We start from the raw sequence: 25,126 nt of genomic DNA on the forward strand, positions 1-25,126 counted from the left end.
AAATACATGGCCGAAAATTTGCATAGCAATACGGTTTTATGGCAATTTTGCTTATTTTTGCGCAATATTATGAGTTTGAAGAAGAAATTTGCAAAAGAGAGTTTTACAATAATGAATGAGCTGGTACTCCCTAACGATACCAACACATTAAACAACCTTATGGGTGGTCGTTTGCTGCATTGGATGGATATTGCCGCAGCAATTTCTGCTCAAAAGCACTGTAATCGAATTGTTGTAACCGCTTCGGTTGATAATGTTTCTTTTAAACAACCCATAAAACTTGGCGATGTTATTACCATCGAAGCTAAAGTTACCCGTGCTTTCAATACTTCGGTTGAAGTTCGGCTGGATGTATGGGCAGAAAACATTCCCAGTGGTGCTCGCCAGAAAAGTAACGAAGCTTATTATACTTTCGTTGCAGTAGACCAAAGTGCCCGTACCATTCCTGTGCCCGAAGTAATCCCTGAAACAGAAGATGAAATTGCCCTTTTTGATGGTGCCTTACGCCGCAGACAGTTACGCCTGGTTTTGGGTGGCAAAATGAATCCTGACGACGCCAGCGAGCTTAAAGCCTTATTTTTTAAAGCATAATTTTTACATAAACCTTCTTGCCGGTTAATATGTTTGTTCTATTTTAGCGAATTACCAACGCCGGAAATATGACAACTTATACCATTCTTATTATCTTAAGCGGGTTAGTAATTTTCTCTTATCTGTTTGATTTAGTCGCCAGCAAAACAAAAATACCTTCGGTATTACTATTGCTTTTACTGGGTATTGGCCTTCGGTTTCTGGTAAGCTATTTAAAAATACAAACATTTAACTTCCTGTCCATTTTACCTACACTTGGTACTGTGGGGCTTATTTTAATCGTTTTTGAAGGCTCGCTGGAACTTAAATACGACCGAGAAAAAAATAAAATAATAAAGAGTGCCTTTCTTTCTGCCTTAAGCATTTTACTGGGTACCACAACCATTATTACCCTGATTATTTACCAGATTTCGCACCGCGATTTATATTCCTGTATCTCAAATGCAATTCCATTTAGTGTAATCAGTTCGGCAATTGCCATTCCATCAGCAGCAGCATTGGGCAAACACGACCGGGAATTTGTTATTTATGAATCTTCTTTTTCTGATATTCTTGGCATTATCCTATTCAATTTTGCCATTTCAAACCATTCCATTACCACCTCGGCTTTTATTGGCCTCGGGCTTAGCACTTTCCTAATCATCTTCCTTTCAGCAGTTGCCTGTATTGTGCTTTTGTATATTATGGGTAAACTGGTGCATCACATTAAGTTTTTCTTAATTATTTCCATCTTAATTTTAGTTTACGCCATAGGCCAGTCTTACCACCTGTCATCACTGGTTTTAATTTTAAGTACGGGTTTATTTCTTAACAATGCCGATACTATCCAAAACCTCTGGTTTAGGTCTACGTTTCTATATAAAAATTTAACAGCCGATTTAGCCCAGCTTTACCAATTATCAGCCGAAAGCGCCTTTATTTTACGAACATTTTTCTTCGTAATATTTGGCTTTACCATGAATGTTTATGAATTAAATAATCTCCCTGTCCTGGCGAACGGTTTGTTTATATTGCTGGCCATTTACGGCATCAGGTTTATCTTTCTGAAAGCTTTTAAAAAGGGGAATGCGGCACCAATTATGTATGTAGCGCCACGTGGACTGATTAGTATTTTGTTGTACTTTAATTTGCCGGCATCGCTAAAAATGCCCGAAGTGGGTACTTCATTCCTGTTTCTGGTGGTTTTGGGAACCAGTGTTTTTATGACATTCGGTTTAATGCTGAGTAAGCGAAAAATTGAAGAAAGGGTAGTTTAATTAACTACCCATTTCTAAAATCTTATCAAATTCTTCAGCTTTTAAAGGCATTACCGATAACCGCCCCTGGCGAACCAAAGAAATATCTTTCAGGCTTTCTTCAGCTTTAATCTGCTCCAGTGAAACCGGATTTTTTAACGATTCTACAGGAGCCAAATCTACCACCACCCAGTTTGCATCATCAGTAGTTGGGTCCTGGTAAAATTCTTTTACCACTTTGGCAATACCAACTACATTTTTACCCTCGTTACTGTGGTAAAAAAGCACTAAATCGCCTTCTTTCATTTCTTTCAGGTTGTTTCGTGCCTGGTAATTACGCACACCATCCCAAAAGGTACGTCCATCTTTATTAAATTTTTCCCAGCTGTATTTAAAAGGTTCTGACTTTACTAACCAATGTTTCATTTATTCCGTGTTTAGAATTGTTTTTATGCTTAAAGTCCAAAACTAAGAAATCTGAAAGAAATTAGTATACATAAAGATAATGTTATCAGGAAGCGAATTACAGATTTGCATTGAAATCGATATCTACTAAAAAAGTTTATTTCTACCACCGATTTTTTCACCAAAATTTCTGATGTTGTAGGTAAAAGTTACCAGACCATACCTTCTGATGGTACTGCCTTGTAAATCTTCCACCAGGTTTTCACGTATTGAGCGTGAAGCAATGATATTCTGGTCTAGCAAATCGTTCACGGCGAACTTCAATTGCCCGCGGTTCCCCTTTAAAAACAGGTAGGTAATTGCCGCATTCCACTTATAATAACTTTTCAGTAAGCCTGGCACCTGGTTTCCGTTATAGCGGTAATCGAGCGTGGTTTCCATTACAATTTTGCCAAAACGATAAATCAGTTCGCTTTTGGCATCGTGGGTATTAATTAACTGGTTAGTAAACTCAGGGCTTTGATAAATACTGCGGTAATTGGAAAAAGTGTACGATTGGTTGTATTCAAACTTATCATTCAGGTTAATGCGGATTTCTGTAGAAGGCCTTAAACTGATAATCCGTGCATCACTACGTTCGTTATTTACCAATACCAGGGTTTCATTCATTGAAGCGCCACCCGATACCAGGAGCGAAATCTGTTTATTATCGGGTAGCTTCCAGTCTTTTTGAAGCATAAAACTACCAGAAAGATTCCAGGTTCCATTAACATTCACAGGTTTCGAACTTTGCAAGCCAGTGGCGCTCACTGTTCTCGAAACTACAGTAGCATTATCTACAAAAGTGCCACTGGCGCTGGCATTATAGGTAAAGTTCCTCTTCGTATCGTATTTTCTGGCACTAAGCGCTATCGAGTTACTAAATGAGGGCTTAAGATCGGGATTACCATAACGGATATACAAGGGATTCGTATTATTGGCTACTGGCTGCAGGTTGAGCATATTGGGCTCGCGGAAACTTGTCTGGTAATTTAAGCTGAAAGCACCCTGACTTAGCTCTAAATTAGGTAGGAAAAAGCTAAAATGCTGTACAACGGCCGGAGCGCTGCTGAAAATATTCTTCGCATCGAAAAGCCCAATCCCAAGTCCTGGCGTTATGCTTAATTTCTTATGTTTCCATCTGATGGCTGTATTAAGCTCATTTCTTAACCCTTCACGCGAGAAATCTTCACTTGCAGAAGGAATTATAATAGTATAATCATTCAGCATATCGGACAGAAAACTGGCGATATCATTCTTATTGTTAAAATAGGTGGCATTGATACCGGCAGTGAAAATCAGGTTTTCCTTTAGCATATCTGAGTACCTGCCCAACACCATGTTCGAGGCATTCCTAGCATCATTTCTACGTAGCTGATCCAAATTACTTACCGATGGCGGCATAAAGAATATGCTGTTCACATTGTTAAACAGGTTCCCTTTGATATCTTCTATACTGGTATAATTGGTCAGAAACAGGCTTCTACCTTTCTTTTTAAAGGTGGGCGTAATGTTTAACCATGATAGATAAGTTAAACCGCTGTTATTAGTCAACTGGTTATTTTTACTGGTATTTAACTGCCCCAGCTGGTTTGATGAAGAATTGATATCTATTAGGTCGTTAATATGGTCTTTTGTGAAAACTACTGTCGGTTTAAAACTGATTACTAAATTTTCTGAGGCTTTAAACTGAACCTTCGAACTGATCATGTGGGCAAAATTGCCCGATGTTTGTTTAAGGTTTTGCCTGGCGGTGAGTACCGTATCGTTATAGGTTTGTCTTGTATTTTTAAGTTCGTCGTAATCCGAATTAACCTGTCCATAGAAATAGCTGAGGTTAAACTGGATTTTCTTCTTGATAACTGTATTAAAATTACCTCCACCCCCTGCAGAATTCATTAAACCCGAACCAAAACCACCAAAAGAAACCTTATCAATAGAAAGACCTCCATTTCCGTTTCCATTCGCATTTCCCCAGCCCCCACGGCCAAAGCCACCCACCGAACGGATATCGGTAAATGCAAAAGCGGCTTTATTCAGGTTATTGCCATATCCTAGCAAGCTGATTTGCGTGGTATCACGAAATAAGTTTACCAGGCCACCAAGTTCGTATTTATCTTTTACGCCGCCGCCGGCGTATAACTTCCCAAAAATGCCTTTCTTAATACCTGGTTTTAGTTTCAGGTTAATTACCTGCGGGATATCCGCTTCGGCCATAAGCGGATTGGCTTTTACCACTTCAGGATCGTTACTCACCTGAACCCGATCGATAGTATTGGCAGGCAGGTTTTTCGATGCAATGCGTACATCACCCCCAAAAAAGTCTTTTCCGTCTACATAAATCGTTGAAACACGTTTCCCGTTAACCATAATATTACCGTCTTTATCTACACTTACCCCTGGAAGCTTACGCAATAAATCTTCAACGAGGGCATCGGGTAAAGTTTTAAAGGCCGCAGCATTAAACTCAATGGTATCTTTTCTAACCATTACGGGAGGCCGCTCAGCCCTGATCATTACCTCATCTAAATTTACCGAAGAGGCTGCCAGCGATAACTTACCCAAAGCTGTAGCTGGCTTTTCGGCAGTTAGCAATACTGCTTTTCTAAAAATTGAATAACCTGTTGAAGTGATAACAAGCCTTATCGACTGCCCTAATGGTAAGCCTGTAAGCTTAAAAAAACCTTTTTCATCGCTAAGTTTATAACCCAGCAAACTGGTATCGCCGCTTGTGTAAACACTCACGGTTGCATAAACCAATGGTGCATGTGTAGCAGAATCGGTAAGCGTCCCGGTTAACTCTCCTTTTTGTTGAGAAAATGCAAAGAAAAATAGGTGAATAAAAATAATACTTAGTAAATAGCGCTTCATAAAGAGTGATTTTGATGGTCAGTTCTGTTATGAAGACACCTAAATACTTAGGTTGTTGCATCGGACGGTGGTGCTTTATGAAATAAAACTTAAAAGTGCTAAAAGCATAATGATGCTTAATCTCATATAATGATGATAAGCTGCTTATTTTAACATCATCCAAACTAGCACAAGGAAAAATACGCTGCAGCAGATTAAAAGTTTGTTAGCCTGTTTCATTGTTTTATGATTAAGATTTGCTCCTACTCATTTCTAAAAATTGAAAATGAATAAGTTGAACAGGCTAAAAATCAACACAAAAATTTTCAGAATTTAACGTCTGTCGATAGAAGCACTTTTTGTATCGTTAAAAAAACTTTTGTTTCAAAGTAGTGTTAAATAGGTTGTACCGAAATATTTTATACTTAAATATGAAAAAGTTAAGCCAAAAGCGGGTCAAGGTTAGTGAGTAACAACGGTATTTTAAATACTACAGACAATTGTGTCTTTTATTTATTTCAAAATGCGTAATCAAATAAAGAATATTAGAAAATTTGTATTTTTAGAAATGTTTAGAATCGCCCCATTCATCCTGTTAATAAGCTGCTTAACAGCAAGTAATGCATTTGCTCAAAACAGTAATCCCGATTCGTTAAGGAGAATTGCGGTTGAAGATGCGAAAAACTTTAAATTGAGTGAGGAAAATTTAAAACGGTTCAAAATAAACAGAAGCAGTTCATCATCTGATCTTTTTAAACCTACCAGCCTGAATACCAGCAATGCGTCTTTATTAAGCGATTCGGTTTATGTTAATGCATTCCGTAAATCTGCTCACAAAAACATTAGAAAAGCTAACGCAGTTGGCCACCATAAGAAAATAGGCGTACTGGGTTATGCTGCTGCCATTGTATTTGTAGGCCTGGTTTTTTTAGGTTTTAACCAAATCTAGTTAAGCATTGCCAATCTCCTTCTAGCGTATCGTTATGAACCAAGTATTTGCAGTGAATTAGTGTTCCACCTGTCAATAAGTGTAGACATAAAAAAAGCTTCCTGAATTTAGTTCAGAAAGCTTTTTTTAACGCCAGTAATTAATTATTTACTTTTTGCGTCTAAAGCATCATCAATTCTTCCTGATAAATCTTCCAGGTGATACTTGCTTAAACCTGTAGCGGTATTTGCACTGGTTTTAATCAATGTATTTAAAGATTTCAACTCGCCTTTAACAACGGAGAGTACATCACTTTGTGAAGCAGATAAACCACCTTGTACGACGCCACCTCTGCCACCACCTGCTAAAATTGCATTCACAGCAGTTGGTACAGGCGCTGGTTTAACGATAGCAATTAATTTATCAACATAAAGTTTCTGCAGGTTTCTTCTGTAAACATCAATAGGTTGATTCGCTTTTAATTCAGTAAAAATCGAAGCATCTAAATCAGTAAATAAATCAGTGATTTTATAAGCACTTGCACCATCAGCTGCTTCAGCCGAAATTAATTTTGTTAAAGTACTTGTTCCTAATAACCTGCTAAGCGTGGTATTCTGTAACCTGCCCACAACTTCTAACCCATTCTGGTCGATATTATCAAGAATAGGTTTATCGATCATCCAGGTTGGTGTTTTAAACAGCTGAACATCCAAGAAGTTCATTGCTTCTTTTTGTGTAGCTGCAGGCGTACGTTCGTAAACCGGACCAGCTTGCTCCACTGTTTTAGGATTTTCGTAAATACCTCCGATATTTTTTGCTACGTGTCCCATATAACGACCAAACTGAGTAGTTAACTGGCTGTACATATTTGCAAGGTTATCATAGCCATCAGCTGGCTCTTTAGTCCAGGTTGGTAAGTTGCTCAAAATAACTTTTAAGTTCTTGATTCCATAAGTACTGGCTTTCATCGCATTGTCTGATAGATCTTCATTCTGTGAATGCGGATCATCAGGATTAGTTTCAGTACCGAACCATAACCTACGGTTTTTAGCCGATTCGATGGTCATTTTATTTAAGATAGGCACTTCCTGTTGCGCATTTTTAGTTTCAGGGAAATATTTGTAACCCCACTCAATTGCCCATTTATCATAATCGCCAATGCGGGGATATAATCCTTTTGATGAAATATTATCTTCAGGTTGCGCCACATAGTTGAAGCGGGCATAATCCATGATAGATGGCGTATGACCGTTAGCTTCTACCCATTTTTTATCCCTTAATAATTCTGTTGGAACAGTTGAACTCGAGCCATAATTATGACGTAAGCCTAAGGTATGACCAACTTCGTGCGAAGAAACAAAACGTATTAAATCGCCCATTAATTCGTCACTGAAAGTCATTTTGCGAGCTCTTGGATCAACTGCTGCCGTTTGAATCATGTACCAGTCGTGAACAAGTTTTTGTACGTTATGGAACCAGTTGATGTGGCTTTCCATAATTTCTCCACTACGTGGATCAGAAATACTTGGTCCGCTTGCATTTGCAATTTCAGATGGTTTGTAAACAATGGCCGAGTGACGGGCATCATCGATGCTCCAGGTTGAATCTTGTTTATAAGTTGGTGCTTCTTTTGCCATAATTGCATTTTTGAAGCCAGCTTTTTCGAATGCTTTAGCCCAATCATCAACACCTGCTTTTAAATATGGAATCCATTTTTTCGGTGTTGCCGGGTCGATATAGAAAATAATCGGTTTAATTGGCTCAACCAATTCACCGCGTTTATATTTAGCCATATCCTGTGGTTTTGGTTCTAAACGCCATCTTTTAATCAGCTCAATTTCTTTAACACCCTGAGGATTTAAATCAAAATCGGTATAACCAACAGCAAAATAACCTACACGAGGATCAAAATAACGTGCTTTCATTGGTACTTTAGGAAGGATGACCAATGATGTATTTAACTCGATGGTTGATGAACCAGCTGAAGCACCACCAGCCATTGCAGCTGGCGCAGCACCACCGAAAGGATTTGGTGCCGCTGTTAAACCATAAGTTTTAACAGTACTTATTTCAACGTTGGTTGGAAAACTTCTTAGATTCTGAATGTAGCTTCTGTCGGCTAACTGCGCACCTAACCTGAAACGGGTTTTTGCTAATGGCGAACTGAAGTAAAAGATATCGTTATCGCTGTTCAGGTAATCGGTTACATCGATTACACTACCCGTTTTATCAGGTGTGTAGGCCGCGATGTTAAATGAAGCTGCAATAGCCTGGATATTTGAGTTTTTTAGTGATTGGTACATTGAAGTTGTACTATCCGGGCCATAAGTTCTATAACTTATTTTACGCATAAAAATGCGGTTATTTGGTCCTTTCTCGAAACGGATAACCGAACTTCCGATTTGATCGCCGGCATAACCTTGTGCGGCCCTTACTTCACTACCCGATTTTGATATCCGGCTTACCACTAAAATATCTCTTCCTAAGGTAGAATCAGCAATTTCAAAGAAGAATTTATCTTCTAATCTATGCGTGGTTATCATTCCTTTTCGGGTAGTTGTTTTACTGGTAATAACCTGATCGTAAGGTTTTGGCTGCGCCCTAACACCTGAACCAAGAGCAGCTCCTGGTGCTCTTCTGGTAGAATCAGTTGGTGCTCCAGCGCCCTGCCTTACCTGTGCCTGAGCAAAAGTAACGGCAGAAACAGCAAATAAAATGCTGAGTAAATTTTTCTTCATAACAAATTAGTTGATTTCTGGCGTAAATATACTCTGCACGCAGATTCAGATACTGTATTTGAAATAACTTTTAAGTTACAAAGACTTTATTTCTCGCTTTTTATAAAAAAAATGATGCTATAAAGAAAATTCAGGGTTTTCTATTATACCAATTACATTTCCGAAAGGATCGAAAATACTGCCAACCCAGATTTCATCACCTACATTATTAGGTTTTTCGTGGATTTCGACTTCAAGGGCCTCAAAACGTTCAAAAGTTTCCTTAATATTTTGAACACCCCAATAAGTTATGGAGTGATTACCATTGCTAAAACCAGTATCATCGGGGTTTAAGCCTAGTTCAAATCCGCCAACATTATATCCAACGTAAAAAGGTTCGTCGAAATATGGTTCGATTTCAAATATCTTTTTATACCATTCTTTGGCGGCTTCTAAATCGCCAACATAATAAACGATGGTTCTTAATCCTTGCAGCATATTTTGATTAATTGTTGAATTGAATAGGTTGTTTAAATGGTTACCCGATTAAATAATTTAAACCTATCGGCTATTATTTTTTAGTGTATTATCTTAAAAATAAGTTCTTTATACAATGAGCCGTCGTCCACATTCCCGCTGCTATCCAATCCTTTACTTTTTAAATCGTATTCGCGAAGCAGGCTGATAATTTGAAAAACTTTACCGGTATTGTAATTTCTGGCTGCCACTTCGTAATCCTTAACAAAAAAAGGTGGCACCCCCAAAGCTGAAGCAGCATCGGCCTTATTGGGTATATAATGGTATTTCAACAGTTTGGTAAAATAACCACCCAAATTGGCTAAAACCATTACCGTTGGGTTGGCTTTAGGGTTGCTTGCAAAATAATCGATAATCTGGTTGCACTTGAGCACATTACGAACAGCCAGGGCTTTCTGCAATTCGAAAACATTATATTCCTTACTAATGCCAATATTTTTCTGAACTAAATCGGTGTTAATGGTTACTTCCTTACCAACATTAAGCATCAGTTTTTCAATTTCATTGGCAATTTTAGAAAGGTCAGTACCCAAATATTCAGCCATTAATGCAGATGCCTGCTGATCTATTTTATAACCTTTTTCCTTTACAAAGTCTTCAATCCAGGGTACCAGCTTATAATCCCTAACCGGGTCTGACTGAAAAATTAAACCACTTTTGCTTATGGCCTTGTAAATTTTCTTCCGCTTATCAAAATTAGCATATTTAAAGGCCAGTACCAGGATGGTACTAGGTAAGGGTTTTTCAAAATAACTAAGCACAAATTCGGCTTCCTTAGTATTCCCTTCCTCTTTTGCCCATTTTAAATCCTGTGCTTCTTTAACGATAACCACCTGATAATCCGACATCATCGGGTACCTTTTTGCAGCGCCTAAAACAGTCGCCATATCGGTGTCTTTTCCATATAAAACCGTTTGATTGAAACCTTTTTCGGCATCGTTCAACAATTTATCTTCGATATATTCGGTTACCTGGTCGATGTAAAAGGCTTCTTCCCCGTGCAGCAAATACACGGGTTTAAACTTTCGGGCTTTAATATCTTTAATAATTTCGGCAGCAGTCATTGCCTGTAAAATTACAATTTAGCTTTTAGGATTTCTTAAATGTTTATAAACAATATTAACTTTGACACTATTAATTGGCCCGACAGTTTCCTGTTGGATATTGCCAGAAAATTAGTCTTTTAAAAATGTTTAATCCCACCCCACTTAATCTTCCGGCTTATCCCTTCAGAATTACTGAAAAGGATGAGGTTGTTTTTATTTTCGATGAATTACGCAAAAAACACCTGGTATTAACGCCTGAAGAGTGGGTTCGGCAACATTTTATTCAGCATTTGATTCTGAGCAGGAAGTTCCCTAAAACGCTTATTCAAATTGAAGGTGGCCTGGTTTTAAATCAGCTGCAAAAACGAAGCGATATTTTAATTTACAATACCGCGGGCGAAAAATTAATGCTGATTGAATGCAAAGCCCCAAAAGTTAAGATTACGCCTGCAGTTTTTGAACAGGCTTCGCGTTATAATTCCATCCATCAGGCTAAATGGATTGTCCTGACCAATGGTTTACAGCATGTATATGCAAAAATGGATTTAGATAAAGGGAGTTTTGTGTTTACACCAGAAATGCCAGATTATCAGGATTTGTAATTAGATGTCCATAGTAGATTGTTTAAAGCCAGTGCTCTCATCCTGAGGCACGAAGGATCTGCATGCAACGAAACAGATCCTTCCTACCTCAGGATGACAGCGCCTTACAAATTATACGCTGTTTTCCAGACTTGTTTATTGCCAGAATAGATGGCTTCATTACACATGGCAACACAAATGGCTGCCTGGGTTCCGGTTTTCACATTCGAGGCTGGGAATTTCCCTGAAATGATGGATTCGTAAAACTCTTCAAGGGCATAATTCGTACCATCAATTGTTGGTTTCTCCAGAATAGGGATACCGCCATCTATATTCACTACAATTTTACTTGCACCGGTTACACCATCTACAATACCTAACTCTTTTTTCGTTTCTTGTTCAGGATAGAAAATCCCGGTATTGGTAAGTAAAGATACTGAACCTTTTGTTCCTTTAATTTTAAACAGATAACCATCGTGTGCATTACCGCAGGTGGCGCCGAAATTACCAATCATTCCTGCTTTTTCATAGCGTAAAATAGCCTGAATGTTATCATAGGTTTCCCTGCCATCTTTAAAAACATCTATTCCACCTGTTCCGGCAATGGTATCGGGTTGGGTTTCAAAAGCCCAGTTAATAAAGTCAATCTGGTGCGAAAGTAACTCAGCAGCTAAACCGCCCGAGTAAGCTTTATACATTCGCCAGTTAATCTGCCTTTCAAGTTTTGGGTCATTTACTTTTCTACGCCAGTTTCCGTTTCTGTCCCAGCGGCAATCTACCTGCGAAACCTCGCCAAGATAACCACTTTTAATCATGTCTTTAACCTTAAAATAAAGCGGCGAATAACGATATTGATAACCAACCTGATAAACTTGTTTAGGATATTTTAAAACCAGGCTTCTTAGCTCGAGTGCCTGAGCAATGTTGTAAGTCATTGTTTTTTCTACATACACATGTTTACCTGCAAGCACGGCATCTTTAGCGATTTTAAAATGCTCGCTCAATGGTGTTGCTATAAAAACAGCATCTATACTTTTATTATCAAGAACCTGCTTATAATCCTTTACTGGCTTTGCTGTATCCGGAACGTATTTTTTTGTTTCCTCTAAACGAAAATCCAACACATCGCAGTAGGAAACAATGTTAAATTTTGCTGGTATGGATTTGATTACGGAAAGTACACCTTTACCCCGGTCGCCACAACCAATCATGGCTACGTTGATTATTTTTTCGCGATTTAAGGATAAACTGGCCAGTGCAGAATCTGCTGCTAAAATACCGGTACTAAATAATGCTGATTTTTTAATGAAGGAACGACGATGCATAGTGTATGATTGATATTTCGGGGAGCGAAAATCCTGAATTGCTTTTATTGGTTTCTGCCAACATTCTAATTTCCGATGAAATATCGGAATATTTTTATGCAAGTACCGAACTATTTTATTCTTTCAGTCCTTTTGGCTGTTTAATGCACAATCCGGAAAACAATAAACCCGATTGTAGTAGAAATACTTTTATTTGCAGTAACCTTGAATAAGCTGTCATGCTGAAGAAAGAAGCATCTGCAACCTATGAAACAGATTCTTCGTTCTTCAGCATGACAGCGGTTTATAAAAGATTGAAACGAAAAGCGGGGCTGGTGGCCGCCATATTGACGAACCACTCCTTTTCAAATAATTAATCTATTACAGCTGCTTAATTTTTATGGTTCTAAAATCTACTTTATTACCATGATCCTGAAGCAGGATATGACCTTTAGGCGCCTCACCGAAGTTTTTCCAGTCTTTGTATTTGCTAATGGCAACCAGTTTTTTGAACTCTTCCGAGCCTCGAACATACTCCAATACTTTAACACCGTTCAGGTAGTGCTCAACTCTGTTATCGGGATAGACCACAACCCTGCCATTGTTCCAGCTGCCGATTGGGCGAAGGTACCTGGCTTCTTTTTTAGCAGTCATTAAATCGTATAACGATGCCAAGGTGCGATTACCATCTCTGCCTAATTTTGCATCAGGATGCAATACATCATCCAGAACCTGATATTCCAGGCCGATGGCAGATCCTTTATTATTTTCGCTTAGCGTTACAAAGTATTTCACACCACTGTTTGCGCCTGGAGTAAGTTTAAACTCGAAAGATAAATCGAAAGCTGCATATTCATCTTTAGTAACTATATCGCCACCATTTGTTGATTCAGCACCTCCTGAAGGCTCAACACTGATTACGCCATCGGCAATTTTCCAGCCTTTTTCAGGGAAAGCAGTTTTGTAAGCACCTATCCAGCCAGCATTGCTTTTACCATCGAAAAGAAGTTTATAACCATTCGATTTTTCGTAAGCGGATAAGGTATTTGGCGTTAAATTAACGGTATAAATTCCTTTAGGAAAGGCTTTGGCCTTTAAACCTTCCGTTTGAATATTAATATTTTTGAAATAAACTTTTTTGCCATCATTTCCTAACTCATTACCAATACCATGCACCTGTAAACCGATAAATCCTGATTTATCAAGTGTATCGATAACATAGGCCACAGGTGTTCCGTTAACCCAGGTTTTAAGTTCATTGCCGATATTTTCGATACGGTAGTGGTTAAATTCGTTCTTTTTGTAAAGCGGCTTGGCCGATGTATTTAACTCCAATGGATAAAGCCATAAGCGTCGGGCTTCATCGTAAATTCCGCCCGTCCACGCACGTGATGTAGGGTCGATTTCCACTTGTCTTCCATAAACCAATCCCCTGCCGTTATTGCCTTCCGGTTTAATATGGCTACGGGTTTGAATTCCGGAATTGGTGGTTTCACCTTCCAGTTTGATGTCCAGTTCAAGAATAAAGTCGCCGTATTCTTTTTCAGTAATTAAAAAGGAATTTGGGGTGCCTTTTGTCATTGTGCCTACAATCATTCCATCTTCTACTTTATAGGGCGCAACGCCTGCAACGGCTTTCCATCCGGTTAGGGTTTTGCCATCGAAAAGGGGCTTAGATTTTTGTGCAGCGGCAGTTAAACTGATTAGTGAAAGTGCTAAAATGCTATATTTTCTGAGTTTTAACATGATTTTGAACTTGTCGTCATTACGAGGCTATGAACAATCTTTTTTAACCAGATTGCTTAATACCTCGCAATGGCATTTTTATTAATTTTAATATTTAAAAACTTTTCCGTTTGCCATTACTTCTTGTTTGCCTTCATCGAATGTTGATTTCGCTCCGGTGCGTACTGCAGCGTTAGTCATGATGTTTGCAATTGAATGTGAATAACCAGCTTCAACCGGTGCATTTGGCGTTTTACGGCTACGCACACATTCCATCCAGTTGCGCATGTGGCCAGAGGTTAATGCATCGCCACCCATGTTTGCACCTGTGGCCGCCTTTATTTCGCTTTTACTTAAATCAAACTCAGGCAGAAGGTTAGCTTTTAAGCCCATTGCAGCGGCTTCGCGTTCTCTTAATCCGCCCTTTGGCGAAACTTTATTCGTGATTAAATTAAGCTCGCCACCATTTGAGTAGTAAACCTCGCCAACATCGCCTACACTGTTTTGCATTCTCGATGTAAAAGTAACCTGAAAACCATCCTGACTATTTGGCTGGCCATAATCAAAAACAGCAACCATCGAATCCCAGTTCCTGCGGCCATCTTTCCAGGTGTAAATACCACCATTGGCTACAACACTGCGAGGGTGTTTCAAATTGGTAAACCAGTGAACAGTATCAATCTGGTGCGACATCCACTGACCAGGCATCCCTGATGAATAAGGCCAGAATAAACGATATTCCAGGTATTTTCTTGGGTCGAACGCTTCTGTTGGGCGGTTTAATAAAAACCTTTTCCAGTCGATATCTTCATCTTTAAGCTTCGCTACCAAATCAGGGCGGCGCCAGCGTCCGGGCTGGTTTACATTCCAAACCAAATCTACTGCAGTAATTGGTCCGAATTTACCTTCCTGAATAAATTTAGCGGCATTGGCGTAATTTTCTCCGCTTCTGCGTTGTGAACCTATCTGTACAATTCGATCAGTCGCTTTAACAGCTTTTAATGCCGCCTTAGCGTCGTCCATTGTTTCGGCAAAGGGTTTTTCTACATAAGCATCGCAATTGGCTTTAACCGCTTCGATGGTATGCAAAGCATGTTGAAAATCGGCCGTACTAATAATCACCGCATCCAAATCTTTTGTTGCATAAAGCTCATCGTTATTTCGGCAAGCTTTAATATCGTGGCCGAATTTTTCTTTCAAATGGGCAATACCTAAATCCCTGCGGTAGTTCCACAAATCGGAAAGACCAACAATATCGAAGTTTAATTCTTTATTGTGGTTTAAGAAACAAGGCAACAAGGTATCTTTAAAGCGGTCAGAAAATCCAACAACGCCTACACGCACCCTGTCGTTAGCGCCAATTATACGGCCATAACTCTTAGCACTCATACCCATTGTACCGGCATAGGTTGCCGCAGCAAATATTGCAGATTGTTTAATGAATTTTCTTCTGGAATTTTCCATAGCAAATATTAGGTTAGATTAAATAGCAAACGGCTAACACATAAACCGTTTTATAATCCTAAAATATGGTTTAAAAAAATAAACCATTAATCATAGCAGGTAATATTTTTGAAACCTTTAAAACCTAATTTCGGCCTCGTTTTCAATATCATTAATAAAACCATTGAGAACGGCATTTTTTACCCTAAATATGGGACTTCGGAAAACTAGGAAAACGTTTGAAATAATTTTTTGGGTAAAATAGTGAGTAAACAAAAAACCCTCTTAGCTGCTGATTTCTAAAAGGGTTTTTGTTAATTATATAAATAACCTATCCTAATACAGCCAGGCTCTCCTCAATGATTTTGATTTTAGCTTCAGCATCGGCTTTTTTATTGCGTTCGTTAGCAATAATCTCAGGTTTTGCATTCTGCACGAAACGCTCATTGCTCAATTTCGCATCAACCGATTTTAAGAATCCTTGCAGATAAACCAGATCGGCATTTAAGCGGCTGCGCTCGGCATCAACATCGATATTCTCTGTTAAGGGAATAAAGAATTCATCTTTACCAGCCATAAAAGCAGTAGCGCCAACAATTTTATCGTTTACGATTTCGGCTTCGGATACATTTGCCAGTTTGAAAACAATATTTAACCATTTTTCGTAATCGATATCTGAGTTTACTTTCAGACTTAAAGGTAATGCTTCTTTTGGAGAAATTTGTTTCTGGTTACGGACATTCCTGATTTCGGCAACTACTGTTTTAATCACTTCAGCATCTTTTAACAGTTGTTCGTCAATTGTGGCTGCCTTAGGATATTCAGCAACAATACAGCAATCCATCTCATCCCGTGTACCAAACAAATCGTCGTGCCATAATTCTTCTGTTAAGAAAGGCATATTCGGGTGCAATAACTTAATAATCTGTTCGAAGAAACCAACCGTTGCCTTGTAGCTTTCTGCATCAATTGGTTGCTGATAAGCAGGTTTAACCATCTCCAGGTACCAGGCACAGAAGTCGTCCCAAACCAATTTATAAGTGGTCATTAAAGCTTCCGATAAACGGTATTGCTTAAAGTTATCTTCAATTTCTACCAATGCAGCACTGAAACGGTTTTCAAACCATGAAATTGCCTGAGTATTTGGATTTTCTAGGTTTTCATCAACTTCCCAACCTTTAACCAAACGGAAAGCATTCCAAATTTTCGACGCGAAATTACGGCCTTGTTCGCAGTAACTTTCATCAAACATTAAATCGTTTCCTGCTGGTGATGACATTAACATACCAACACGAACTGCATCGGCACCGTACTTTTCGATCAAGCCAATCGGATCAGGCGAATTACCTAACGATTTAGACATTTTACGTCCTAGTTTATCGCGAACGATACCTGTTAAGTAAACATTTGTAAATGGTTTTTTCCCCATAAACTCGTGTCCGGCCATGATCATACGCGCCACCCAGAAAAACATAATTTCTGGTGCAGTAACCAAATCGTTGGTTGGGTAATAATAATTTATATCTTTATTATCAGGATTTTTAAAGCCATCGAAAACCGAAATCGGCCATAACCATGATGAAAACCAGGTGTCCATTACATCTTCATCCTGTTTTAAAAATGGCACTAACTGGTGTTTAAAACCTGCTTTTTCTGTGTCTGAACAGCTTTCATCAAGGTGCTTTTTCTTCCAGAATTCTTCTAAAGCTTCGTCTTTAGTTTTGGCAACCACCCAATTTCCTTTATCATCGTACCAGGCAGGAATGCGTTGGCCCCACCACAGCTGACGGGAAATGTTCCAATCGCGAACATTCTCCATCCAGTGGCGATACGTGTTTTCAAATTTATTTGGAATCAGGTTTACTTCACCATTTAAAACATCGTCTAAAGCTGGTTGCGCCAATTCTTTCATTTTCACAAACCACTGCATCGAAAGTTTTGGTTCAATAGCTGCGTCGGTACGTTCTGAAAAACCTACCTGCGATTTATAATCTTCAACCTTTTCTAAATGACCAGCTTCATCCAATAGTTTAGCAATTTTTTTACGGGCAACAAATCGGTCCTCCCCTACCAAAATTACGGCTAGCTCATTTAAAGTTCCGTCATCATTTAAAATATCTGTAACGGGCAAATTATGTTTAACTCCCAGTTCATAATCGTTCAAATCGTGTGCGGGTGTAACTTTTAAGCAACCTGTACCAAACTCAATATCAACATATTCATCTTCAATTACCGGAATTTCGTGGTTAACCAAGGGCACGAAAACCTTTTTGCCTTTTAAATGTGCAAAACGTTCATCGTTAGGATTAATACAAATCGCCGCATCGGCCATAATCGTTTCCGGACGCGTAGTTGCAACAACTAAGTAGTCTGGAGTCTGAAGTCCGGAGTCAGAAGATTTGGCATCAATATCATCCGACTTTCCGACTTTCGGACTAACAATATTATATCTTATGTAATACAACTTCTGGTTTACTTCCTTACGGATTACTTCTTCATCAGAAACGGCCGTTTTACCTGCCGGGTCCCAGTTTACCATACGGATTCCGCGATAAATCCAGCCTTTTTTGTACAGGTGAATGAACGAATCGACAACAGCTTCAGAAAGGTCGTCCTCCATTGTAAAACGAGTACGGTCCCAATCGCAGCTGGCGCCCAATTTTTTTAGCTGCTCTAAAATAATACCACCATATTTTTCTTTCCATTCCCATGCATATTTCAAAAACTCATCGCGTGAAAGGTCTTTTTTATTAATGCCTTGTTCTTTTAACATGGCCACAACCTTTGCTTCTGTAGCAATCGAAGCATGATCAGTTCCGGGAACCCAGCAGGCATTTTTGCCTTGCATACGGGCTTTACGAATTAGAACATCCTGAATAGTGTTGTTTAGCATGTGCCCCATGTGCAGCACTCCGGTAACATTTGGCGGCGGAATTACGATAGTGTAAGGCTCACGCTCATCAGGTTCTGAGTGAAAAAACTTTTTCGATAGCCAGTAGCTATACCATTTATCTTCTGTTTCTGCAGGGTTGTACTTGGTGGAAATGCTCATGAATTATATTAAAAGCCCAAAAATAGCTAATTAAGCTCAAAGCTGAAATACTAAAGCGGCAAGCAGGGGTTTTATTTTTCCGAAAAGCTAATTCAGCATTTCATTTTAAGGTTAGTCCCGCTTTTCGTTTCAATCTTTTTAATGGGACTGTCATGCTGAATATTCGAGTATTGCGATTTAAAAAGTATTTCCACTACAATCGGGTTTAGAAAATTCTGTTTATGCACAAAATAAAAAACTACCAAATTCAAAATTAATTTCTCAAATTGGTTTATGAGTAAATTCGATTGGCATTCGGCACCACTAACAGATGAAACATTGATTACCAATAATTATAAAAACACACAGAATGTGCGCCGATATTTTTACACTCATTTTGGCAGCGGCTGGAAAAACAACCGCTTTTTTATGGCTTGGTTCAAAGAAAATGAAGGTAAAACTTTAAAAGATGCTGTTGAGGAGTTTAGAATACATCATTTATAAAAAAAGTCCTTTAGTCCAAATCTTCAAATACATCATCTAGCTTTAATTCAAAGCCTGGCAAGACAGTTGAAGTAATTTTTTCACTCAGTGTAAATATTTTCGATGGTTGGAACTTTCCAAGTTCATTTAATGTGTAAATCAAAATACTTTGATCGCTTTGGCTTACCACCCAATACTCCTTAACACCAAACTCTTCGTAAACCTTATATTTATGCAGCAACTCCATTTTTGTATTGCCGGGCGAAAGGATTTCAACAACCAGATCAGGTGCGCCAATACAACCGCGGGCATCTAGTTTACTCCTATCGCAAACTACACAGATATCTGGCTGGAGAACAGTATATACGTCTTTATCTGCCTTACTTTCCTTTGGGAAACGTACATCGAAAGGTGCTGAATAAACTTTACATGATTTTTTATCAAGAAAATTAATAAAAGCTTTTAGCAAGTTTCTGGAAACTTCTTGATGAACTCTCGAAGGTGCAGGACTCATTTCAAAAACTTTCCCGTTAATTAACTCCACGCGTTCAGGAAACAGCCAGTTTAAATAGTTAGAATAGCTGTAAGTTAAGGATGCATCAATTTCATTGAATTGCCTTATCGGCTCATCATTTAAAACAGGATATGGTTTGTGCTCGCTCACAATCAAATATACTAAAAATTATAGTAAAAAAAATAAACGTTAAAAAACCAGATTATGTCGAAACCTTTATCTTTCAGCTCCTAATAAAATTTCATTTTCTGAATTCTAACCGCGTTTAAAATAGCTAATAAAGCAACGCCCACGTCAGCAAAAACAGCTTCCCACATGGTGGCCAGTCCACCAGCTCCTAAAACCAAAACTAAAGCCTTAACCGCAAAGGCAAGGACAATATTTTGTATGACCACACTTTTTGTTGCTTTCGCAATCTTAATGGCTGTAACTATTTTCGAAGGTTGGTCGGTTTGAATCACCACATCGGCTGTTTCTATGGCTGCATCACTACCCATTGCCCCCATAGCGATACCAATATCGCTTATTGCCAAAACTGGTGTATCGTTAATGCCATCACCAACAAAAGCAACCACATTCGCTTTATCTTTCTTAAATTCTTCGAGCCGGGCAACTTTATCTTCCGGCAATAAATCTCCATAACTAGCATCAATACCTAAGGTATTAGCGACCTTTTTTACAATGGCCGTTTTATCGCCACTAAGCATTATTACCTGTTTTATACCATTAGCGTGTAATTGTTTAACAGCTTCCACTGCATCTTCTTTAACCTCATCGGCAATTAGAACGTAGCCGGCATATTTGCCGTCTATGGCAAGGACTACAATACTTTCGTCAATAGCTTTAATTTCTGAATCAAAACTAATATTGAATTTTTCTAAAAGCTTAACATTACCGGCCAGCACTTCTTTGCCATTAACCATCCCCTTCAATCCCATACCTGCTATTTCTTCAATATTTTCTGCAGGATGAATTTCTATTTCACCAACATAGGATACAATTGCCTTTGCTATTGGATGCGTAGATTTGGACTCTATGCAGGCAAGAAAACTTAAAAACTCTTTTTGATCAATATTACTTTCTACTTTTTGGACCTCGAAAACACCTTTGGTAAGCGTCCCGGTCTTATCCACAACTACAGTATTAAGCTTTGTAATCAAGTCAAGAAAATTAGAACCTTTAAACAAAATACCATTTGCAGATGCGGCGCCGATTCCACCGAAATAGCCTAAAGGAATGGAAATTACCAAGGCACAAGGACATGAGATAACCAGAAATACCAGCGAACGGTACAACCAGGTTTGAAAATGATATTCATTTCCTAATACTAAAACCGGCAACGTAACTAAAGCTAAGGCCAGAAAGAATACAATTGGCGTATACACCTTGGCAAACTTGCGAATAAACAGTTCAGTTTTAGCTTTTCGCGTGGTAGCATTCTGTACCATCTCGAGGATACGCGACAATGCACTATCGGCAAAAGCTTTTGTTACTTTCAGTTCGATTACCTTATCCAAATTCAGCATTCCTGCTAAAACATTTTCACCTTTATTAATGGTTCGGGGTTTGCTTTCGCCGGTAAGGGCAGCCGTATTAAAACTACCTTTCTCCGTGAGCATTTCGCCATCTAAAGGAATTTTTTCACCAACCTTAACCTGAATAATTTCTCCGGGTTCAACTTTTTCAGGATCAACTTGCTCATATTTTCCATTTCTGAAAACATGAGCTATAGCTGCACGGACATCAAGCAAGGCAGAGATATTTCTTTTGGCTTTGTTTACAGCCGCCATTTGAAAAAGCTCGCCAATGGTGTAGAAAAGCATTACCGTTACCCCCTCAGGATATTCGCCAATGGCAAAAGCGCCAATGGTAGCAATCGACATTAAAGAAAATTCAGTAAAAAAATCTTTTGCCTTAAAGGTTTCCCAAACTTCTTTTAGTACCGGAATTCCAACAGGTAGGTAAGCAAGTATATACCAATAAGGCCTGATAAGTTTAAAAGCATTTACGTGAAAAAGATTATCGAAAGTGATACCAATGAGTAGCATCACCAGCGTTACTATTGCGGGTAAATAAGTTTTAAATGCTGATGGGTCGCCACCATGGTCGTGGTCGTGCTCATCGCCTTCATGCGTATCGTGTTCGTGCTTATGATCGTGCTGGTGCACTTTACTACTGCAACAACTATCTTCGGAATGGTGATTATGACTCATTTTATTTCAATATAACATTGGCCGTGGTGCTTTGGGCATTTAGGTTTGGTACCGAAAAGCACTACATTTTATTAACTAAACCCGACAGTAGCGAAAATACTTTTTTATTGCAGCAAACAGCAATTTACCTATACAATAACTGCAATAAAAAAGATTGAAGCGGATGGCGGGACTACAAAACCAATGAAACACCGAACATTCCTTTTCAAATACTGTAAAGCTAATCAGGCAATTTATTCAAATTTAGCGCTTTATTACGAATCATTCTTAATAACGATTTTTTTCACACTCATACAATAAAATATGTTAAAAAATGTTAATAGTGTATAAAAGATTTAAAAACCATGAAATCCTTAAAATTCCACTTCTCGCCATCCGAATTCCTCAGACGGTTGGGCCTTACAAAAATCTACTACTGGTTTAACAAGTAATATTTCTAATATATTGTTTCAGTATTAATTAGTATTTCATAAATTTCGCTGTTATAACTAACTTATTTAAGCGAATGAAATACCAAAATTTGAAAAGATATTTTGCAGCACTGGGAATAGTTGCTGCAGGCTTTTCTGCAAATGCACAAACCGTTAAAAAATTTATCGATCCTGCAAACATGGATTTATCTGTGAAGCCAGGAGACGATTTCTATACCTACGCAAGCGGTACCTGGATAAAAAACAACCCCGTGCCGGCCAAAGAAACCCGCTGGGGATCGTTTAACGAACTACGCGACTTTAATATCAATGCCGTAAAATCACTTGTTGAAGAGGCCGCAGCTGATAAATCTGCACCTGCCGGTTCTGTAAAACGCAGGGTTGGCGATTTTTACACCGCAGCAATGGATAGTGCAACCATTGAGAAATTAGGCTATACTCCTATTAAAGCTGACTTAGCTAAAATACAGCAAATTAAAGATATCCAAGGCGTTTTAGACCAGGTTGCCTATATGCGCACCAATGGTTTAGGTGGTGGAGTGTTTGGTGTTGGCGTTGGGCAGGACCGAAAAAATGTTAACAAATACATGGTTAACATTGGTCAGGGTGGAACAACTTTACCTGACCGTGATTATTACCTTAAAGATGATGCACGTAGCGTAAAAATCCGTGAGGCATACAACACTTACATGACCACGCTTTTTACCCTTACGGGAAGTACACCGGAAGTGGCAAAACAAAAAGCTGAAACAGTTTTCAAAATTGAAAAGCAATTTGCTGAGGCGCAAATGAGTCGCCTTGAAATGCGTGATCCTTATGCCACTTACAATAAGCTAACGGTTGCCGAATTGAATAAAAAAACACCAGACATTAACTGGAGCACTTATTTACCGAAATTCAAAATTAAAGGCCAGGATACCGTTTTAGTTTCTTCGCCTAAGTTTATGGCAAGCCTTGATGGCATGTTAAAATCTGTTTCGGTTGCCGATTGGAAAACTTACTTAGAATGGAATTTGATTAAAAGTTCTGCTTCGAGCTTAAGTTCTCCTTTTGTAAAGGCCAGCTTCGCATTCACACAGGCGCAAACTGGTCAGAAAGTGCAAACCCCACGCTGGCAACGCATGTCATCGTTAACAGATGGCACTATCGGTGAGTTATTAGGTCAGCTTTATGTGGCTAAATATTTCAAGCCAGAAGCTAAGGCCCGCATGAACCAGATGATTGTAAACCTGCGCAAAGCTTTCGAAATCAGAATTAATGGTTTAGAATGGATGAGCGCTGAAACCAAGCAAAAAGCCCTTGCAAAATTACATGCATTTACGCCTAAAGTTGGTTATCCTGATAAATGGAAAAACTATGATGGTTTGGTAATCAATAAAGATACCTATTTCCAAAATCTTCGTAATGCCAGTATCTGGGGCTATAACGAATCAATCGGCCAGTTAGGCAAACCAGTTGATCGTACGCGTTTTGGAATGACACCTCCAACGGTTAATGCATACTATTCGCCAACATTGAATGAAATTGTTTTCCCTGCCGGAATTTTACAATTTCCATTCTTCGATCCAAATGCCGATGATGCTGTAAACTATGGTGGTATTGGTGCTGTTATCGGACATGAGATGAGCCACGGTTTTGATGATAGCGGTAGTCAGTATGACGCTGCCGGTAACTTAAAAAACTGGTGGACAGCTGAGGATAAAGCTAAGTTTGATGCTAAAACAAAAGCATTGGGAGAACAATTTGACAGTTATACTGTTTTAGATACCATCCACGTAATTGGTAAATTAACCATGGGCGAAAACATTGGCGATTTAGGTGGTTTAAATGCAGCTTATACAGCTTTCAAAATGACAAAGCAAGGCCAAAGCAACGAGAAAATAGATGGCTTTACGCCGGATCAACGTTTCTTCTTAGCATGGGCACAGGTTTGGAGAGGTAATATTTTACCTGAAAGTGCAGCACAGCTGATTAAAACAGATCCACACTCACCTGGTCCGTACCGTACAATTGGTGCACCAGTAAATATGGATGCATGGTATAATGCTTTTGATGTTAAACCTGGTGATAAATTATATAAAAAACCAGAAGACAGAATCAGAATGTGGTAATTTTCCATCTGCTGAATTCTTAAAATATCATCCTTTAGAGGAAATATCAAACCTAAAACGTCCCGATTGATTCGGGACGTTTTTTTTAAGTCCAAAATAACCCCTTGCATTTAAAAAAATCGTAATTATCATTCTATATTTGAAAACGATAAAACTCCTTCATGAAAAGCATTTCAAAAATAACCCTAATAGTAACTCTATTTTTCCTTTCGTTAACAGCATCAGCACAGAACAAATTAATAAGCCTGGATAAACTCATTAATAAAACCGATCCGGCATGGCCGCTTGTTCAAAAATGGATTGCCTCGGCAAAAAATAAAGTAGAGGTTTTGCCTGTTGATAGTACTAAGGCTAAAGAGGTTTTATATAATTCGCAAATGACAACATATGCAACGCTTGGCTCAGTTATTTACAATACTGGTGGCATTATGGTTGATAATGGCTGGATCAGGATTTTGGGCTCGGGCAGCGAGCGCCTAGACCGCAATATTGCCGATTGGAACAAAGGAAAAACCATAAAAGAATATGGTGATAACGTTCCATATCTTTTAGTTGCAGACGATGCCATTGGTGGTTTTTTTGCAATAAATTATGGGGGATTAGGGAAAGATATTAAAAACATGTACTATTTGGAGCCAAACAGCTTAACCTGGCAACCACTGGGAGCAGGCTATGGAGAGTTTTTGGTTTTCTGTTTCGATAGTAATCTTGATAAATTTTACAAAGGATTGCGATGGACAAGCTGGAATCAGTTTATCGGAAATTTAGAAGGAACAAAGACTTACAGTTTTCGCCCATATTTGTGGCAGGAAGGAACTGATATAGAAAAGTGTACCAGAAAACTTGTTGGAATTGAAGAAATGTATCGTTTTAACATCATGAAATCGAAAGAAATAAATGCTGATAAAGGGATTAAGAAAGATGACACTAAACAATAAAGGA

At 38.7% G+C, this 25,126-nt stretch carries 20 protein-coding genes; 9 read left to right on the top strand and 11 right to left on the bottom strand.

Going from position 1 to position 25,126, the window contains the following annotated elements; all coding sequences use genetic code 11:
- Nucleotides 1-69 precede the first annotated feature (69 nt).
- Nucleotides 70-591: an acyl-CoA thioesterase gene (locus R2R71_RS04955; RefSeq protein WP_316830142.1), complete on the top strand. Its 522-nt coding sequence runs from the start codon at nt 70-72 to the stop codon at nt 589-591.
- A gap of 68 nt (nt 592-659) precedes the next feature.
- Nucleotides 660-1,847: a cation:proton antiporter gene (locus R2R71_RS04960; protein ID WP_316830143.1), complete on the top strand. Its 1,188-nt coding sequence runs from the start codon at nt 660-662 to the stop codon at nt 1,845-1,847.
- Here R2R71_RS04960 and R2R71_RS04965 read toward each other — a convergent pair whose 3' ends face one another.
- Both R2R71_RS04965 and R2R71_RS04970 read right to left on the bottom strand, forming a co-directional pair.
- The gene (locus R2R71_RS04965; protein WP_316830144.1) at nt 1,848-2,252 is read right to left on the bottom strand and encodes an EVE domain-containing protein; all 405 of its coding nucleotides are present in this window, start codon (nt 2,250-2,252) and stop codon (nt 1,848-1,850) included.
- Between the two features lie 126 nt (nt 2,253-2,378).
- A complete protein-coding gene (locus tag R2R71_RS04970; RefSeq protein WP_316830145.1) occupies nt 2,379-5,141 on the bottom strand; it encodes an outer membrane beta-barrel protein in 2,763 nt (920 codons plus the stop codon).
- Nucleotides 5,142-5,688: 547 nt separating this feature from the next.
- Between R2R71_RS04970 and R2R71_RS04975 the strand changes: the two genes are divergently transcribed.
- Entirely contained in the window at nt 5,689-6,069 is a 381-nt protein-coding gene (locus tag R2R71_RS04975) for a hypothetical protein (protein WP_316830146.1), read from the top strand.
- 143 nt (nt 6,070-6,212) lie between these two features.
- Here the strand turns inward: R2R71_RS04975 and R2R71_RS04980 are convergent, their stop codons facing one another.
- The 3 genes from R2R71_RS04980 to holA all read right to left on the bottom strand — a co-directional run bounded on the left by R2R71_RS04980 (nt 6,213) and on the right by holA (nt 10,366).
- Nucleotides 6,213-8,786, bottom strand: coding sequence for a zinc-dependent metalloprotease (locus tag R2R71_RS04980; RefSeq protein ID WP_316830147.1), 2,574 nt, complete (start codon nt 8,784-8,786; stop codon nt 6,213-6,215).
- A 117-nt stretch (nt 8,787-8,903) separates the two neighbouring features.
- Nucleotides 8,904-9,263: a VOC family protein gene (locus R2R71_RS04985; protein WP_316830148.1), complete on the bottom strand. Its 360-nt coding sequence runs from the start codon at nt 9,261-9,263 to the stop codon at nt 8,904-8,906.
- An 80-nt stretch (nt 9,264-9,343) separates the two neighbouring features.
- A complete protein-coding gene (gene holA, locus R2R71_RS04990; RefSeq protein WP_316830149.1) occupies nt 9,344-10,366 on the bottom strand; it encodes a DNA polymerase III subunit delta in 1,023 nt (340 codons plus the stop codon).
- Nucleotides 10,367-10,491: 125 nt separating this feature from the next.
- Here holA and R2R71_RS04995 point away from each other — a divergent pair, with 125 nt between their 5' ends.
- Nucleotides 10,492-10,950: a type I restriction enzyme HsdR N-terminal domain-containing protein gene (locus tag R2R71_RS04995; RefSeq protein WP_316830150.1), complete on the top strand. Its 459-nt coding sequence runs from the start codon at nt 10,492-10,494 to the stop codon at nt 10,948-10,950.
- Between the two features lie 104 nt (nt 10,951-11,054).
- Here R2R71_RS04995 and R2R71_RS05000 read toward each other — a convergent pair whose 3' ends face one another.
- The gene (locus tag R2R71_RS05000) at nt 11,055-12,254 is read right to left on the bottom strand and encodes a Gfo/Idh/MocA family oxidoreductase (protein ID WP_316830151.1); all 1,200 of its coding nucleotides are present in this window, start codon (nt 12,252-12,254) and stop codon (nt 11,055-11,057) included.
- A 5-nt stretch (nt 12,255-12,259) separates the two neighbouring features.
- Between R2R71_RS05000 and R2R71_RS05005 the strand changes: the two genes are divergently transcribed.
- Both R2R71_RS05005 and R2R71_RS05010 read left to right on the top strand, forming a co-directional pair.
- Nucleotides 12,260-12,466: a hypothetical protein gene (locus R2R71_RS05005; protein WP_316830152.1), complete on the top strand. Its 207-nt coding sequence runs from the start codon at nt 12,260-12,262 to the stop codon at nt 12,464-12,466.
- A gap of 6 nt (nt 12,467-12,472) precedes the next feature.
- The gene (locus tag R2R71_RS05010; RefSeq protein ID WP_316830153.1) at nt 12,473-12,610 is read left to right on the top strand and encodes a hypothetical protein; all 138 of its coding nucleotides are present in this window, start codon (nt 12,473-12,475) and stop codon (nt 12,608-12,610) included.
- 4 nt (nt 12,611-12,614) lie between these two features.
- Here R2R71_RS05010 and R2R71_RS05015 read toward each other — a convergent pair whose 3' ends face one another.
- The 3 genes from R2R71_RS05015 to R2R71_RS05025 all read right to left on the bottom strand — a co-directional run bounded on the left by R2R71_RS05015 (nt 12,615) and on the right by R2R71_RS05025 (nt 18,453).
- Nucleotides 12,615-13,979 (bottom strand): DUF1080 domain-containing protein, encoded by a 1,365-nt coding sequence (locus tag R2R71_RS05015; RefSeq protein ID WP_316830154.1) that lies wholly within the window; start codon nt 13,977-13,979, stop codon nt 12,615-12,617.
- An 87-nt stretch (nt 13,980-14,066) separates the two neighbouring features.
- Complete coding sequence (locus tag R2R71_RS05020) at nt 14,067-15,422, bottom strand: Gfo/Idh/MocA family protein (protein WP_316830155.1); 1,356 nt, start codon at nt 15,420-15,422, stop codon at nt 14,067-14,069.
- A gap of 310 nt (nt 15,423-15,732) precedes the next feature.
- Nucleotides 15,733-18,453, bottom strand: a complete 2,721-nt coding sequence (locus tag R2R71_RS05025) for a valine--tRNA ligase (RefSeq protein ID WP_316830156.1) — start codon at nt 18,451-18,453, stop codon at nt 15,733-15,735.
- A gap of 273 nt (nt 18,454-18,726) precedes the next feature.
- Between R2R71_RS05025 and R2R71_RS05030 the strand changes: the two genes are divergently transcribed.
- Nucleotides 18,727-18,936 (top strand): DUF6434 domain-containing protein, encoded by a 210-nt coding sequence (locus R2R71_RS05030; RefSeq protein WP_316830157.1) that lies wholly within the window; start codon nt 18,727-18,729, stop codon nt 18,934-18,936.
- A gap of 10 nt (nt 18,937-18,946) precedes the next feature.
- Here R2R71_RS05030 and R2R71_RS05035 read toward each other — a convergent pair whose 3' ends face one another.
- Together R2R71_RS05035 and R2R71_RS05040 are read right to left on the bottom strand one after the other, a co-directional pair.
- Nucleotides 18,947-19,579 (bottom strand): Uma2 family endonuclease, encoded by a 633-nt coding sequence (locus R2R71_RS05035; RefSeq protein WP_316830158.1) that lies wholly within the window; start codon nt 19,577-19,579, stop codon nt 18,947-18,949.
- An 80-nt stretch (nt 19,580-19,659) separates the two neighbouring features.
- Entirely contained in the window at nt 19,660-21,642 is a 1,983-nt protein-coding gene (locus R2R71_RS05040; RefSeq protein ID WP_316830159.1) for a heavy metal translocating P-type ATPase, read from the bottom strand.
- A gap of 505 nt (nt 21,643-22,147) precedes the next feature.
- On the opposite strand from R2R71_RS05040, the gene R2R71_RS05045 reads away from it, so the two are divergent.
- Together R2R71_RS05045 and R2R71_RS05050 are read left to right on the top strand one after the other, a co-directional pair.
- Entirely contained in the window at nt 22,148-24,184 is a 2,037-nt protein-coding gene (locus R2R71_RS05045) for a M13 family metallopeptidase (RefSeq protein WP_316830160.1), read from the top strand.
- A 161-nt stretch (nt 24,185-24,345) separates the two neighbouring features.
- Nucleotides 24,346-25,122: a DUF2625 domain-containing protein gene (locus R2R71_RS05050; RefSeq protein ID WP_316830161.1), complete on the top strand. Its 777-nt coding sequence runs from the start codon at nt 24,346-24,348 to the stop codon at nt 25,120-25,122.
- Nucleotides 25,123-25,126: the final 4 nt, after the last annotated feature.

Origin of the sequence: Pedobacter aquatilis (assembly GCF_032678405.1) — a bacterium.
GTDB lineage: Bacteria > Bacteroidota > Bacteroidia > Sphingobacteriales > Sphingobacteriaceae > Pedobacter > Pedobacter aquatilis_A.